This is a genomic window from Rhodococcus sp. MS16 (genome assembly GCF_013277795.1).
Lineage (GTDB): Bacteria > Actinomycetota > Actinomycetes > Mycobacteriales > Mycobacteriaceae > Rhodococcus_F > Rhodococcus_F globerula.
This window is the reverse complement of record NZ_VBTM01000004.1, coordinates 370570-386248: the sequence shown is the minus strand read 5'-3', so window position 1 is coordinate 386248 and position 15679 is coordinate 370570. Positions and strand designations below refer to the sequence as shown.

13 protein-coding genes and 1 riboswitch are annotated in these 15679 nt (G+C 62.7%); of the genes, 7 read left to right on the top strand and 6 right to left on the bottom strand.

All coding sequences use genetic code 11. The features are described 5' to 3' along the window. Positions 1 to 131: 131 nt before the first annotated feature. Positions 132 to 1943 carry a long-chain fatty acid--CoA ligase gene (locus FEZ60_RS11330; RefSeq protein ID WP_095886510.1) on the top strand — a complete coding sequence of 604 codons (1812 nt, stop codon included), beginning with the start codon at positions 132 to 134 and terminating at the stop codon, positions 1941 to 1943. Positions 1944 to 2012: 69 nt separating this feature from the next. On the opposite strand, the gene FEZ60_RS11325 is transcribed toward FEZ60_RS11330, so the two are convergent. From FEZ60_RS11325 to FEZ60_RS11310, 4 genes are all read right to left on the bottom strand, one after another. After that, complete coding sequence (locus FEZ60_RS11325; protein WP_033231021.1) at positions 2013 to 3140, bottom strand: glycosyltransferase family 4 protein; 1128 nt, start codon at positions 3138 to 3140, stop codon at positions 2013 to 2015. Between the two features lie 50 nt (positions 3141 to 3190). Beyond that, positions 3191 to 4561, bottom strand: a complete 1371-nt coding sequence (locus FEZ60_RS11320; RefSeq protein ID WP_346343347.1) for a hypothetical protein — start codon at positions 4559 to 4561, stop codon at positions 3191 to 3193. Between the two features lie 69 nt (positions 4562 to 4630). Further along, complete coding sequence (locus FEZ60_RS11315) at positions 4631 to 5599, bottom strand: C40 family peptidase (protein ID WP_172936221.1); 969 nt, start codon at positions 5597 to 5599, stop codon at positions 4631 to 4633. A gap of 425 nt (positions 5600 to 6024) precedes the next feature. Then, entirely contained in the window at positions 6025 to 6600 is a 576-nt protein-coding gene (locus FEZ60_RS11310; RefSeq protein ID WP_033231024.1) for a C40 family peptidase, read from the bottom strand. A 14-nt stretch (positions 6601 to 6614) separates the two neighbouring features. Then, positions 6615 to 6792, bottom strand: a riboswitch (cyclic di-AMP (ydaO/yuaA leader). A 572-nt stretch (positions 6793 to 7364) separates the two neighbouring features. Between FEZ60_RS11310 and FEZ60_RS11305 the strand changes: the two genes are divergently transcribed. Next, on the top strand, positions 7365 to 9098 hold the full coding sequence (locus tag FEZ60_RS11305) for a DEDD exonuclease domain-containing protein (RefSeq protein ID WP_045071113.1): 1734 nt from the start codon (positions 7365 to 7367) through the stop codon (positions 9096 to 9098). 40 nt (positions 9099 to 9138) lie between these two features. Next, the gene (locus tag FEZ60_RS11300; protein ID WP_033231456.1) at positions 9139 to 9414 is read left to right on the top strand and encodes an Lrp/AsnC ligand binding domain-containing protein; all 276 of its coding nucleotides are present in this window, start codon (positions 9139 to 9141) and stop codon (positions 9412 to 9414) included. A gap of 16 nt (positions 9415 to 9430) precedes the next feature. On the opposite strand, the gene trpD is transcribed toward FEZ60_RS11300, so the two are convergent. Together trpD and FEZ60_RS11290 are read right to left on the bottom strand one after the other, a co-directional pair. Continuing rightward, positions 9431 to 10522 (bottom strand): anthranilate phosphoribosyltransferase, encoded by a 1092-nt coding sequence (gene trpD / locus FEZ60_RS11295; protein ID WP_172936121.1) that lies wholly within the window; start codon positions 10520 to 10522, stop codon positions 9431 to 9433. A 109-nt stretch (positions 10523 to 10631) separates the two neighbouring features. Next, positions 10632 to 11081 (bottom strand): hypothetical protein, encoded by a 450-nt coding sequence (locus FEZ60_RS11290; protein WP_116101966.1) that lies wholly within the window; start codon positions 11079 to 11081, stop codon positions 10632 to 10634. A 167-nt stretch (positions 11082 to 11248) separates the two neighbouring features. Here FEZ60_RS11290 and FEZ60_RS11285 point away from each other — a divergent pair, with 167 nt between their 5' ends. From FEZ60_RS11285 to FEZ60_RS11270, 4 genes are all read left to right on the top strand, one after another. Next, complete coding sequence (locus FEZ60_RS11285) at positions 11249 to 11863, top strand: heme-copper oxidase subunit III (RefSeq protein WP_033231027.1); 615 nt, start codon at positions 11249 to 11251, stop codon at positions 11861 to 11863. Positions 11864 to 11926: 63 nt separating this feature from the next. Beyond that, the gene (locus tag FEZ60_RS11280) at positions 11927 to 12778 is read left to right on the top strand and encodes a cytochrome c (RefSeq protein WP_080711563.1); all 852 of its coding nucleotides are present in this window, start codon (positions 11927 to 11929) and stop codon (positions 12776 to 12778) included. Continuing rightward, entirely contained in the window at positions 12775 to 13917 is a 1143-nt protein-coding gene (locus tag FEZ60_RS11275) for a ubiquinol-cytochrome c reductase iron-sulfur subunit (protein WP_033231028.1), read from the top strand. Before FEZ60_RS11280 ends, FEZ60_RS11275 begins: the two co-directional genes overlap by 4 nt. A gap of 59 nt (positions 13918 to 13976) precedes the next feature. Then, entirely contained in the window at positions 13977 to 15599 is a 1623-nt protein-coding gene (locus FEZ60_RS11270) for a cytochrome bc complex cytochrome b subunit (protein WP_204369004.1), read from the top strand. Positions 15600 to 15679: the final 80 nt, after the last annotated feature.

Genomic DNA, 15679 nt, shown 5'->3' with positions numbered 1-15679 from the left:
GTGAGCGAACGGTGTCACACCACTGCGAAACGGACAGACTGTAAGCCGGGCCACAACTATGCCGGACGTGCGACTACAGTGAATAGCGTCAAACCCTACTCGTCAGTATTTCGCAGTGTCGGAGGTATTTTGTGCCTGAATACAGCGCACCCCAGACGTTCACGATTCCCGAGGATGCCTCTGCGGTCGACTCGGTGTTCACATTCGCGAAGACGAAGCCTGCGGCCGTCGTCTACAAGCGAAAGGTCGGCTCCGCATGGGTCGACGTCACTGCCGGCGAGTTCGCCGCCCAGGTAACCGCAGTTGCCAAGGGTCTGATCGCGATCGGCGTCAAGCAGGGTGATCGCGTCGGGCTGATGTCCGCGACTCGCTACGAGTGGCCACTGATCGACTACGCGATCTGGGCCGCAGGCGGCGTGACCGTTCCGATCTACGAAACATCCGCCGCCGAGCAGGTTCGCTGGATTCTCGAGGATTCCGAGGCCATCGACCTCGTTGTCGAGAACGACGTCCACGCAGCCACCGTCAAGGACGTCGCAGAAGCGTCGCCGTCGCTGCGCACCGTCTACCAGATCGAGGCCCCCGCAGGCGGACGCGGCGCCGTCGAGGAACTCTCTGCCCTGGGCGCCGACATTTCCGACGACGAGGTCCAGACGCGCGTCAACGCTCTGAAGGCCTCCGATCCCGCAACCCTGATCTACACCTCCGGCACTACGGGCCGCCCCAAGGGCTGCCAACTGACACACTCCAACCTCATTGCAGAGTCGAAGGGCATCCTCGACTCCAACCTCGGCGATCTGCTCAAGACGCCAGGCGTGCGCACGCTGATGTTCCTGCCCCTCGCTCACGTCCTGGCGCGCGCGGTCAGCATCGCCTCGTTCGACGCCGGCGCCACCCTCGGGCACACCAGCGACATTCCGAACCTCGTCCCCACCTTCGGCGAATTCAAGCCCGACTTCATCCTGTCGGTACCGCGAGTGTTCGAGAAGGTCTACAACAGCGCCCGCGCAAAGGCCCACGGCGAGGGCAAGGGCAAAATCTTCGACGCGGCCGCGGAGACCGCTGTCGCGTGGAGCGAGGCCAAGGACAAGGGTGGCGCCGGTATCGTCCTCAAGGCCAAGCACGCGTTGTTCGACAAACTCGTCTACTCCAAGCTGCGGGCAGCCCTCGGCGGACAGTGCCAGCTCGCCATTTCCGGTGGCGCCCCGCTCGGTGCGCGGCTCGGCCACTTCTTCCGCGGCATCGGTGTCACGATCTACGAGGGCTACGGCCTCACCGAAACCACCGCCGCATTTGCCGTCAACACCATCGGCTCCCAGAAGGTCGGAACCGTCGGAAAACCGTTGGCCGGCAACTCTGTTCGCATCGCCGACGACGGTGAGATCCTTCTCTCCGGACCCGTGGTCTTCACCGGATACTGGCGCAACGAGAAGGCAACCGCCGAGTCGATCGAGAACGGCTGGTTCCACACCGGCGACCTCGGAACCGTCGACGCGGACGGGTTCATCACGATCACCGGACGCAAGAAGGAAATCATCGTCACGGCAGGCGGAAAGAACGTCTCCCCTGCCCAGCTCGAGGACGCATTGCGCGCACATCCGCTCATCAGCCAGGCAATCGTCGTGGGCGATCAGAAGCCGTTCATCGGCGCACTGATCACCATCGACGCCGAAGCTTTGCCCGCCTGGAACGAGCGCAACAACAAGGCAGCCGGCACCACCGCGGCTGATCTGGTCAGCGACGGCGAACTTGTCGGCGATATCCAGGACGCGATCGACGAGGCCAACAAGCTGGTCTCCCATGCCGAGGCAATCAAGAAGTTCAAGATCCTGCCGGTCGACTTCTCCGAGGACACAGGCGAACTCACCCCGACGATGAAGCTCAAGCGCAACGTCGTCCACGCCAGCTTTGCCGCGGAGATCGAGATGATCTACACGAAGTAACACCGCGCACACCTGTGGCCGCCATACCTTGGAAAAGGTGTGGCGGCCACAGTGCTTGATGCTCGAGGCTCAGCCGAGCAGCGCCTGCAACTTCGACGCGAGCGTGTCCCACTTCCAATCGGTCGCCACCCAGTCGCGACCGGCGGCGCCCATTGCGGCAGCTCGATCACGGTCGGACAGGATCTCGATCACCGAGGCGGCAACGTCGGCAACCGACGTACCGTCGACCACTAGCCCGGTCTTGTTCTGCTGCACCGTTTCCGGGGCACCGCCACTGCGACCCGCGATCACGGGAACACCCGTTGCCGACGCCTCGAGGTACACGATCCCGAGACCTTCGACGTCGAGTCCCGCACCGCGGGTGCGGCACGGCATCGCAAAAACATCGGCGATGGTGTGATGGGCGGCCAATTCCGCCGCCGGGACGGTGCCCGTGAACACGACGTGATCGTCCATCCCCGTCTTGTGGGCGAGCTCACGCAGTTTCTCGTCGTACGGCCCACCCCCCACGATGACAAGTACAGCGCCGTCGATGCTCGCACGGATAGTCGGCAATGCCTTGATCAGCATGTCCTGCCCCTTGCGCGGCACGAGCCGTGACAGGCAGAGAATTGTCGGGCGCTCCCCCAGTCCGTACCGTGCCCGCAATTCTGCGCGAGCAGCCGAATCAGGATGGAAGACAGACGTATCCACTCCCGACGGCAGATGCTCCAGCGCAGCCTGCGGCCCGAAAGCCGCCGCGAACCGGCCTCGGGTGTATTTGCTGACGAAGGTAACCGTATCCGTGTTTTCACCGATTGTCCGCAACGACTGCCGCGCACCGGGAATCATCGACCAACCCACTTCGTGACCGTGAGTACTCGCGATCACCCGCGACGCACCTGCGCGGCGGACCACCGGCGCCAACAACGCAAGGGGCGCCGCCGCGCCGAACCACACGGACTCGCAGTCATGCTTCTTGACCAGTTTCGCGGCCCGTCTGGCGACAAACGGAGTCGGAAGCATCAAAGTCGTGGGATGCCTCACGACCTCGAAAGGTTGAGCGGCATCGAACTTCTTGTGCGAATCACCGCGCCACCGCGGCGCATAGACAACCAACTTGTCGGCCGGAAGATGCTTCGCGAACGTATGTAGATACGACTGGATTCCGCCCGGTCGGGGCGGAAAATCATTGGTCACCAAAAGGGTCCGGCGCATTCGTCCACCGTAAAGCACGAGCCGATCAACCCACGCTGCGGTGCAGCGAATCAACGCAGTGTGCGGTGCAGCCAATCCACCCAGCCGTCGCGCAGGTCGTCGATACTCACACCAAGTACGTCGACGATGCGCCGGTTGATCTCCTCCGGTGTCGACGGCCCCACAGCCAAGGCGCGGAATAGTTCCGTCAGCTCGGACTCGCCGAAACGATCCGCAATATAAGCATTGATCGACCACGCCGATTCGTACGCAAGGGAACTCACCACCGGCACGCCCCCGAACTGTGAATCCTCGGGAAACTCCGACGGCACGTCACCGGACCGAACAGCGGCCGCAAGTGTCGGCGCAATCTCCCGCGCCGCCCGCCCGGAGCCACGGTTGCCGGCATACTCCGCGTACCCTTCGAGCACCCACATGGGCGACCCGTCCCGGGTCTGGGATCGCGCCGCGATATGCATCATCTCGTGGCGAAGCACCGCCTGCCGCGTCGTCGAAGTCAAGCGTGATGCGGCGGCCGGCGAGAATATGATGCGCTGCCCACTCACGTCACTGGCACCATCGCGCACCGTATCCGCCACCGACACAGCCGCTATGGACGATCCGTCGTGCTGCGAACCGACCATCGCCGTGAATTCCTCGGGCGAACCGGCGACCATCACGACTGCCCGCTCAGACCAACCGTCGCCCCACAACTGCGTCGTATTCTTCACAGCGCCGTCGAGGTCGGCGGCCAACGCGTCAACGAATGCCTGCTGGCCCGGGTGCCCGACGACTATCGAATCCTCGGCCGCGTTGGTCGAAACCGCGAGTGGACCGAAATCCCATGGACCGTGCCACGAGTCGACGCTCAACTGCGAACCGGTCGAGCCGCTGCCCAGCACGTCGACAATCGAACCGTCAGCGAATACGAACCACGAACCGTCACGTTCCGCAAAAGTCATCAAGACAGTCTTACGCGTCGGCGCCGCATCCACACCGTCGAGTGCATAACGCAGGTTCACCTGAGCGCCCCACAATGTGACGCCGTCGGGCGACCCCGTTCGGGCAGCCTCGACAAGTGTTCCCGGCGAAACCTCGTACGCCCAATCCGAAAAACTCAGTGCACTGGCAGCTGTGGCGCGCCGAATCTCTGCGTCGAGCAACCCCGGGGCGGCGGCAGCATCTACGAACTGCGCCAGCGATGTCGGATCGTCGGACATCTGAGCGCGTGCCCACGAATCGAGGAGCGCTTGAACCTCGCTGACACGCGCAACATCCGCTTCCGCAGCGGACTGCTGGGACGAGCCCGGAGCGTCAGTCAGGACAACGGTGAGTCCGAGGATCACCACAACGGCACACCCGAGCGCAATGAGAGCTGGGTACTCCCAGCGGCGCTTACGGTTCGTCCCGGCTGCGGGGGACGTCATGGGGTCACTCGACACGATGCCGAGTGTAGGAGACGGAGGGGACCCCCAGTCGCAGCGGCCGAGCCACTTGTGACGATGCGCTGGTCAGTAACGGCGAGCAGTCGAGAACTGCATCCCTGCCATCGACTCGACCTTCACCGGTACGCCGAACGTCGACGCGTGGAGGATGTTGCCATCGCCGGCGTAGATACCGACATGCGAATTGTCGCTGTAGAACGTGACGATATCGCCCGGCTGCAACTGGTCACGGGATATCGGCGTACCACCCGCTGCCTGCGCCTGGCTGGACCGCGGCAGTGTTTTACCGATTTGTTTGTACGACCACACGACGAGCCCGGAGCAATCGAACTCGTTGGGCCCGGTAGCTCCCCAGACGTACGGGTCGCCGATGCGGGTCAAACCAGCCTGTAGTGCCGCGGTGCCCGACCCTGGAGTTAGATTAGCCAGAATTTTGCTGGCGTCGACACCCTCTGGAAATGTCGACCCACTCAATTGCACGCGTTCGACTTCGGTCAGATCGTCGAACGCCTTGGTCACCTCGGCAACCTGAGCCTGAAGTTCGCTCTGCTTGCGCTGCAGATCGTCGCTCAGCGCCTTCGCCTGATCGGCCGCAACCCGTGCAGCATCCGCGGATTGTTGCGACGAGTCCGCTGCCTGGCGAGCGTCGAGCGTCGCTTCGTTGAACTGGCGGACCTGCACCGCCGCGTCGTTGGAGATGACATCGAGTGCAGACATCTGATCGAGCAGCTGCTGCGGTGAATCGCTGACCATCAAGGCAAAGAGCCGATTGGTCCGCGCGCCCTGATAATTGGCCGTAGCAATTCGGTTCACAGCCGGCGCAACCTCGGCGACCTTGGCCTTTGCCGCGTCGTAGCGTCCCTGATCCTCGACAAGTCGAGCTTCAGCGTCGAGCTGCACGGACGTCTTTGCATCGAGATCGATCTGCGCGTTGTGCAAAGCCTCGTTGGTCTGCTCGGACACTCGGGCGAGTTCGCCGAGCTTCTCGAGCGCCTCGGTGGGATTCGTGATCACCGGGTCGGCGGCCGCCGGCATCGATGGCAACGCGACAAGCCCAACTGCCAAAAAGCCTGTTGTGAGCGCGATGCGGACCCGGCTGTACTTTCTCGATGAAAACGATCTAGATGAAACCACGGAACGCGACTCTCCGTCTCAGTTTTTGTGATGCCTGCCGATGCCCGTCAGGATCTGTTAGCTGGATGTCAACTACCCACACTACCTGCCGGCGGCACCTAATGTCTCGATAAGGTTACGGAATGGCATACGTTTGTGTCTACTCGTCGGTAGGTGTAACGGGAGCGACGCGAGTGTGAACCCCTCGGAACGCCCGGAACTCACCCGGATAAACAGATGTGGGCCTCGAATCAGTTGATTCGAGGCCCACATCTACACAGAGTGGAACTGCCCCTTTTCCAGTGGATCAGGTCGACCTTCACAGGTACCCGATCAGTGACACCGGATCAGAAGCGGCGAGCACCGTCGTACGGCATGGACGACACGGGTGCCAGCTTCACGGGCTGACCCGCGGTCGAAGCATGGATGACATTTCCGTTGCCCGCGTAGATGCCCGAGTGCGATCCGCCGTAGAAGGAGATGACGTCGCCGACGCGGAGATCGGACTGTGCAACTGCGACACCGGCTGCAGCCTGGTCGTAGCTCGTGCGGGGGATGTTGAGGCCGGCCTGCTTGTAAGCCCACTGGATCAGACCGGAGCAGTCGAACGCGTCCGGGCCTGCCGCGCCGTACACGTACGGGGCGCCCAGCTTGCTCTCTGCGGCGCGAACAGCCTGCTCACCAAGGGTGGAGATGGGAGCGGCGGGTGCAGCCTGTGCAATCGGCGCAAACGCGGGGTTGTCCGTGACACCGGGGATAACGGGAAGTTCGGGGATCGAGACGCCCGGGATGTCGAATGTACCGACACCGGGGATGGTGATGGGGTCTGCCGAGGCAGGCGCAGCGGTTGTAGCAAAGGCTCCGGCTGCAAGTGCGCCGGCGACAACCAGTGTTGCCGAACGCTTCAAACTTTGTGACGCCACTTAAGGGGTGCTCCATTTCTTCCATTCGTCCGCCGACCGAGTTAGCTGACGGGTTCGGGCTGGGAAGATCAGCCCTACCCGCGTGGTCCGTAGCGATGACGCTTGCTACGCCCCAGGCGGGATTCACCCCAGTGAAACTTGGGTTCCCGGTTCGGGTTCCTCGCGGAGATCCCGATTAGGCGGTTCCTGACGAAGCCGGTCCTTTGTGGCCCGGCAAGACTTCGTTAGGTCTCAGGAAGATTACGAAATGATCGCGGCGATGTCGACCGCATCGCCAATTTCGCGTGCGATTCATCCGAATTTCCGCGCAGTCGCGCTCGATACGCCAAAACGGTCACAGCGGGATAACGATACGTCCGGTTTCCGTAACGCCGTCAACCATTTCTCGCGAGTCGACCCGATTCGATCCGGCCCGGCAATCCGTGACTTACCCCAGATCAGCACCAGTTACGTACCGGTAGGCCCCTTTTCGCCCGAGGTGGATTACGAGTCGGCACACGCCAGGCAACGCAGCCAGATCCACTCCACCCGAGTGCGACACCGAAGGCGCCGACACACCTCGAAAATCGCCCAACTGTGACGCTCGTCTCTTTTAGGTCACGGGCGACCAAATACCGGGGTGCGCGCGATGCCCGTTAGTCCCGAATTCAACTTCTCTTGGTCCTTGCGCTGAAGTGACCGATTCCTGTCGGCCCCTCCCTCTACTGTCTTGCGCTGTGAGTCATGCCGACGCTGTCAAGGCCGCCGTTGACGCCGATCCGGATATCGGCCGTCAACTGTCGTTCGACGAGCTGGACACTCCGCTCAGCGAGACGACGTTTGTAGTCGTCGACCTCGAGACCACCGGCGGAAGCGCGGACAACGATTCGATCACCGAGATCGGTGCCGTCAAGATTCGCGGCGGCCAGGTGCTCGGCGAGATGGCAACTCTGGTCGATCCCGGGCGGTCGATCCCGCCGTACATCGTCGAACTGACCGGCATCACCGATGCCATGCTGATCAACGCTCCGCGCATCGATCGCGTTCTACCCGCGTTCCTCGAGTTCGCGAAGGGTTCCGTACTCGTTGCCCACAACGCGCCCTTCGACATCGGATTCCTCAAGGCGGCAGCTTCCCGCACGGCCCGGCCGTGGCCACCGTTCCAGGTTCTCTGCACCGTCAAACTCGCCAGGCGTGTCCTGACCCGCGACGAAGCACCGTCGGTGAAGCTCTCTGCGCTCGCGCATTTGTTCCGCGTCTCCACCCAACCGACGCACCGAGCACTCGACGACGCCAGAGCCACCGTCGACGTGCTCCACGGCCTGATAGATCGGGTCGGCAACCAAGGCGTACACAGTTACAGCGAGTTGATCGACTATCTCCCCAACATCTCGGCTCATCAACGCGCCAAACGCTCCTTCGCCGCAGACCTCCCCCGAAGGCCGGGCGTCTACCTCTTTCGCGGCCCGTCCGACGAAGCGCTGTACATAGGGACGGCAGTGGACCTGCGCCGCCGCGTCCGGGGCTACTTCACCGGTTCCGAGACGCGTGGGCGCATGAAGGAGATGGTGGCCCTTGCCACCCGGGTCGATCATGTGGAGTGTGCTCACGCCCTGGAGGCCGGAGTACGCGAACTCCGACTCCTCGTGGCACACACTCCGCCGTACAACCGCCGCTCCAAGTTTCCCAAACGCGGATGGTGGATCGTTCTCACAGACGAGGCCTTCCCCCGGCTATCCGTGGTGCGTAGCCCGGCGCCGCACTCGATCGGACCGTTTACGTCCCGCGCGAGCGCGCAGGAGATTGCAGAGACCGTGTGCGAGTTCACCGGGCTGCGTACCTGCACCAAGCGGATACCTCTTGGCGCCGTGCACGGGCCTGCCTGCCCCGCACGCGAACTGGGCTCGTGCCCGGCAGCCCGAGATGACACCGCGGAGCGCTATGCGGTGTCAGTCGCCGACGTTCGGGAGTTCTTCGCCGGCGTGCACGACATGCCGCTTCAACGAATGAAAGCGCGCATCGAGCAACTCGCTGCCACCGCACTGTTCGAGAACGCGGCCAGACTGCGCGACCGAACTGCCGCAGTTGCAGTAGCAGTACGACGCACTCAAAAGCTCGCCGCCGTCGCCGCCATCGATCAGTTGGTACTGGCGCGCCCCGCGCCGGACGGCGGCTGGGAATTGGCCGTGATCCGCGCCGGCAGGCTCGCCTCGGCCGGCCTTGCCCGAGCCGGGACTCACCCGATGCCCGTGGTCGACGCCCTCGTCGCATCGGCCGAAACCGCACTTCCCGACAACACACCGCTGCGCGGAGCGCCCCCGGAGGAACTGGCGCTCGTCGTCCGCTGGCTCGGATCGGACGGAATCAGGATCGTCTCCGCTACATCGGGCTACACCGAGCCGGCGTGCGGCGCGGGGCGGTGGGAAGACTGGTGCCACCTCGCCAAGGCTGGAAACGAATCCGAGCGTGCAGAGAACCATCGTGATGCCTGGAATGGGCGCGGCGACGCGAGGACATAAGCTCGACCACAGCACAGCACCGCGCAACCAGAGGAGCGACATGATCAATGCGATCGTCATGATTCACGCCGAATCGGCCCGAATCCCGGAGACCGCTCAGGCCGTCGCCGACATCCCCGGAGTCAGCGAGGTGTACTCCTGCGCAGGGGACGTCGACCTGATCGCGGTAGTCCGGGTCCGTGACCACGCCCAGATCGCAGAGGTCATCACCGGCCGGATCAACAAGGTTCCCGGAGTGACGCGAACCGCCACTCACATTGCGTTCCAGTCCTTCTCCAGCGCCGACGTCGAAGCTGGGTTCTCGCTCGGCGAATGACTCTCAGGCGCCTCGGTCAAGCGCCTTCGGTCAGCGCGGTGGTGAGCGACGCCCACCTCCGCAGCAGTTCCGCAGCTGCGCCGCTGTCGATTGCGACAGCGGCCGAGGCCATTCCCGCGGCAATCGCACCTTCCAGGTCGTCACCGACTCCGTTGAAGGCCGCGATCGCCGCGCCCGCGTTGAGTAGCACCGCGTCCCGGACGGGGCCAGGCTGACCGGACAGCAGGGTGCGCGCGACCTGAGCGTTCACGTCCGCGGCGCCGCCTCGCAATTCGTCCAGTGGTACCCGAGCGATGCCCAGATCTCGCGGATCCAGTGTGACGGTTCGAACCGCTCCGTCGGCAACGATGTACACCGTCGACGTCGTGGATGTCGTCAGTTCGTCGAGTCCGTCGTCGCCGCGAACGACCAATGCCGAATTACCGCGCTGCGCAAGAACTCCCGCAACAACGGAGATCAGCTTCGGGAAGGCACACCCGATCAATCCGGCACGTGGCCGAGCTGGATTGGTCAAGGGACCGAGCACGTTGAAGGCCGTCGGGATGCCGATTTCCTTCCGTGGCACTGCCGCAAATCGCAGGGCCGGGTGAAATACGGGCGCAAAGCAGAAACCGATTCCGACCTCGTCTACGCACCGAGCCACGTCTTCCGGGCCCAGATTGATCCGAACACCCAGTGCTTCGAGCACATCGGCGCCGCCACTCTTCGACGATGCTGCCCGGTTGCCGTGCTTGACCACTCGAATTCCCGAGGCGGCCACCACAATCGAAGCCATGGTCGAGATGTTGACGGTGTTGGAGCGGTCGCCGCCGGTTCCGACGATGTCGACCACATCGGAATCGACCGGCACCGCTTTAGCGTGTTCGAGCATCGCGTCGGCAAGGCCCTGCAACTCTGCGGGTGTCTCGCCCTTCATCTTCAACCCGACACCAAAGGCGGCGATCTGCGCCGAACTTGCGTTGTCGGACATGATTTCGCTCATCGCCCAACGGGAATCGTCGCTCGACAAATCGGAACCATCGGTGAGCTGACCGAGAATCATCGGCCAGGACCGCACGACACCGCTCGAATCGGAGTTCACAGCGTTGGTTGCGTCGGTGCCGGCCATCTACTTCGGTCCCCTATGTTCAGTCGAAATGTTCAGTCGAATCAAATCGCGATGTATCTGACATACGTAGCGTAGTCAGTCACCGTGCGGCAGTCGCGAATCGGTCCGCTCACACTGATCGTCGGCCCTTGCCCGGGCCTGACTGCGCCGCATCCCCCGGCTGCAGCGCGTCCCATCCCGCGACGGACCCACCCAACCGTTGAGCCAAACCTGCCATCCGCGATCGCTCCTGCGAGCAGTGCAGCGCGTCCAGAAGCTGGACGCGTTCGAACACCACCCGAACCACACCGTTGCCATCGCTCGACGCGCTATCCGCGGCTGTCACCGAGCGCCGATATCCGTCCTGAGCGACGATCGACTCGGCCTCTCCGAGTGACGCCTCCGGAAGGTCGAGATGGTGGCGCAGCACTGCCTCCGAATCCGGTCGCCAACGAGGCGGCGCGGAGGCCCCGCGCTCCAAAGCGGTCGAGCACGATTCCACGTCGTCGAAACCTTCGGCGACGATCTCGAGGTCGGCTCTCGACGGATCCAACGGAGGCGAAACTTTTCTGCTGAAAATTCTCAGGTACCAACGTCTACTCTGGTGTGTAGCTGCCATCGCGTCAGCATATTCAAAGTGTCGCCACCTGCGCGTACGCCGACCGAAATCGCGAACTCGAGCCTTACGACGCGCCGATGACGGACCCGAGTGGCCGTCTCTTACGACGAAGCGTCATACTTCTGTCTGTGACGAGCGCAGTAGGGACTTCAGGATCGGCAATCACCCAACGCGTGCACTCGCTGAACCGGCCGAATATGGTCAGCGTTGGCACCATCGTGTGGTTGTCCAGTGAGCTCATGTTTTTCGCAGGGCTCTTCGCCATGTACTTCGTGGCACGGGCGCAGGCACCGGAGGGCAATTGGCCGCCGGAGCCTACCGAATTGAACCTTTATTTGGCTGTACCGGTGACGTTGGTGCTGATCGCATCCTCATTCACCTGCCAGATGGGCGTGTTCGCGGCCGAGCGGGGCGACGTCTTCGGACTTCGACGTTGGTACACCATTACTTTGGTCATGGGGGCGTTCTTCGTCGCCGGCCAGGGCTACGAGTACTACCACCTCGTGCATGAGGGCACCACAATCGCCAGCAGTGTCTACGGCTCGGTGTTCTACATGACCACCGGTTTCCACGGCATGCACGTCATCGGCGGTCTCATCGCCTTCGTTTTCTTGATCGCACGCACCCGAGTCAGCAAGTTCACGCCGGCTCAGGCAACCGCAGCGATCGTCGTTTCGTATTACTGGCACTTCGTTGACATCGTGTGGATCGCGCTGTTCGCAACGATTTATTTCATCCGTTAATCAGCTGAACGCCACAGGCAGCCCCTGACGTCCAGTCCGTCCCGACATACCAAAGGGATACAGATGAGTTCATCCCCCCCTCCCACATCCGATACAACAGCGACCGCCGCGAAGACGCGTCGCCAGCGGAAGATCCGCCGGCGTGTCACCGGAGCGCTCGTACTGATGATGGGATTGATCAGCGCAGGTTTCCTCGCCTCGGCACTGACACCCGCTCCGCAGGTCGCTACTGCAAGCGACGATTCAGCCGCGCTTATCCGTGAAGGCAAGCAGTTGTACGACACGTCGTGCATCACGTGCCACGGAGCCAACCTTCAGGGTGTCGCGGACCGCGGTCCCAGCCTGATCGGTGTCGGCGAGGCGGCAGTGTACTTCCAGGTTTCGACCGGTCGTATGCCTGCAGCACGCAACGAGGCACAGGCTCAGCGCAAGGACCCCAAGTTCGACGCTGCACAGACCGATGCCCTGGGTGCTTTCATCCAGGCCAACGGTGGCGGCCCGACGCTCATTCGTGACGAGAACGGCGAAATCGCTCAGTCCTCGCTTCGCGGTGGCGACATCGGCCGAGGCAGCGAACTCTTCCGCCTGAACTGCGCGTCTTGCCATAACTTCACCGGCCGCGGTGGCGCACTGTCCTCGGGCAAGTACGCACCGGTCCTGGACCCCGCCAACGAGCAGCAGATCTATGCCGCTATGGTCACCGGCCCCCAGAACATGCCGAAGTTCTCCGATCGTCAGCTCTCGATCGAGGAAAAGAAAGACATCATCGCCTACGTGAAGTCGTCCGGAGAGGCCAAGAACCCCGGTGGTTACGGTCTCGGCGGCATCGGTCCGGCCTCTGAAGGTCTCTTCATGTGGGCCGCCGGAATCGTCGCTGTCGTTGGTGCAGCATTGTGGATCGGAGCAAGGTCATGAGCGACGCTGGCCAGCAGGGCGGCGATACGCCAAAGAAGTACACGGATGAGGAACTCGAAGCGATGACTCGCGACGAGTTGGTCACCCTGGGCACCAATCTCGACGGCGTCGACGTTGTCTACCGTCGCGACCGCTGGGCCGTCGAAGGCACCAAGGCAGAGAAGCGCGCCGAGCGGAATGTTGCGTTCTGGTTCGGCCTCGCCGGCGTCTCGGCGATCGCATTCATCGCGATCTACTTGTTCTGGCCCTGGCAGTACGCCGGCGCCGGTGACGAGAACTACGGCAAGTACAGCCTGTACACACCGTTGATCGGTCTGACCATGGGTCTCGCGATCCTCGGTGTCGGAATCGGTGCGGTCCAGTTCACCAAGAAGTTCATCCCCGAAGAGGTGTCCATCCAGGACCGCCACGACGGTGGATCCGCTGAGGTTGACCGCCGGACGATCGTCGCCGAACTCAGTGACACGTTGGAGACGTCCACCTTCCCCCGCCGCAAGGCCATCAAGCGCAGCTTGATGTTCGGTGGTGGCGCACTCGGCGTCATGATGATCATGCCTCTTGGCGGCCTCATCAAGAACCCGTGGGCCAAGGGCGACGAATCTCCGCTCTGGGTGTCCGGCTGGACCCCGAACTACCCCGGCGAGACCATCTACCTTCGTCGTGACACCGGACGCCCCGAGGACATCGTTCTCGTCCGCCCGGAGGACCTCGACGCCGGCTCCATGGAAACGGTCTTCCCGTTCCGTGAATCCGATCGTGGTGACGAGCACGCGTTGCTCGCTGCGCTGCGCGGCATCCGCAACTCGGTCATGCTCATCCGTCTGCGTACGGAAGACACCGAGCGGGTCACCAAGCGCAAGGGCCAGGAGAGCTTCAACTACGGCGATTACTTCGCCTACTCGAAGATCTGCACGCACCTTGGTTGCCCCACCTCGCTCTACGAACAGCAGAGCAACCGTATTCTCTGCCCCTGCCACCAGTCGCAGTTCGATGCACTGCAGTACGGCAAGCCGATTTTCGGTCCCGCTGCTCGCGCACTTCCGCAGTTGCCTATTACAGTGAACGAAGAGGGCTTCCTAGTCGCCGACGGTGACTTCATCGAAGCACTCGGCCCGGCATTTTGGGAGCGTCGACCGTGACCACAACCACCACAAAACCGACAAAGATCGCCGCTGCTGCAGCAGGTCAAGCGGAGGCGATGGACTCGCGCTACCACCTCGCAGCGGGTATGCGTCGTCAGATCAACAAGGTCTTCCCGACGCACTGGTCCTTCATGCTCGGCGAGATCGCGCTGTACAGCTTCCTGATCCTGCTCATCTCGGGTGTGTTCCTGACGCTGTTCTTCGATCCGTCGATGGCGCACGTCACCTACCAGGGCGCATACCAGCCGCTTCGTGGTGTGACGATGTCACGCGCATACGAGACCACCCTGAACATCTCGTTCGAGGTTCGCGGCGGTCTCTTCGTACGCCAGATTCACCACTGGGCCGCATTGATGTTCGCCGCGTCGATCATCGTGCACCTCGCACGTATCTTCTTCACCGGTGCGTTCCGACGCCCGCGTGAAGCTAACTGGGTCATCGGCTGCTTGCTGCTGGTCCTGGCGATGTTCGAAGGCTTCTTCGGTTACACCATTCCTGACGACCTGCTCTCCGGCACCGGCCTCCGCGCCGCGTTCGGTGGTATCACGATGAGTATCCCGGTGGTAGGCACCTGGATGCACTGGATGATCTTCGACGGTGACTTCCCCGGCGACCTCATCATCCCGCGTCTCTACGTCGCTCACGTGTTGCTCTTCCCTGGCATCATCCTCGCGCTGATCGCCGGCCACCTCGCGCTGGTCTGGTACCAGAAGCACACGCAGTTCCCCGGCCCCGGCCGTACCGAAGAGAACGTCGTCGGCGTTCGCATTCTTCCGGTCTTCGCCATGAAGGGTGGCGCATTCTTCGCCATCACGTTCGGCGTGCTTGCACTGCTCGGTGGTCTGTTCCAGATCAACCCCGTGTGGAACATCGGTCCGTACAACCCATCTCAGGTCTCCGCTGGTTCTCAGCCTGACATTTACATGATGTGGACGGACGGACTCGCACGACTGTGGCCCGCCTGGGAGATCTACCTGTTCGACCGGTACACGATCCCCGCAGTGTTTGCCGTCGCCCTGATCATGGGCCTCGTCTTCGCCATGCTGTTCGCGTACCCGTGGATCGAGAAGCGCCTCACCGGAGACGACGCTCACCACAACATCCTGCAGCGTCCCCGCGACGTTCCGGTTCGTACCGCAATCGGTGCAATGGCTATCGCGTTCTACGCGGTCCTGACGATCTCGTGCATCAACGACATCATCGCGTACCACCTGCATATCTCGTTGAACGCAATGACGTGGATCGGCCGCATCGGCATGATCGTGCTTCCGCCGCTCGCGTACTTCGTGACGTACCGCTTCTGCATCGGCTTGCAGCGCAGTGACCGTGCAGTGCTCGAGCACGGTATCGAAACCGGCATCATCAAGCGGATGCCGAACGGCCAGTACATCGAAATCCACCAGCCGCTCGGACCCGTCGACGATCACGGTCACCCGATCCCCCTCGAGTACCAGGGTGCAGCTGTTCCGAAGAAGATGAACAAGCTCGGCCTGGCCGGCAAGCCCGGCACCGGCAGCCTCACCAAGGCAGACCCGGTGGAGGAGAGCGCAGCTCTCGAAGCCGCACAGCATGCCGGTGAGCATGAGCAGCTTCAGATTCTGCTCGACTACCAGAACCGCATCCACGGCAATGGCAGTGGCAACGGCAAGGCCGACGATTCCACTGGAGAACTCCACTAGATCGTCAGCAGCAACACGAATAAGACGCGGTCGCCGCAACACTCTCGAAAGAGAGGTTGCGGCGACCGTGTCTTTTTCGT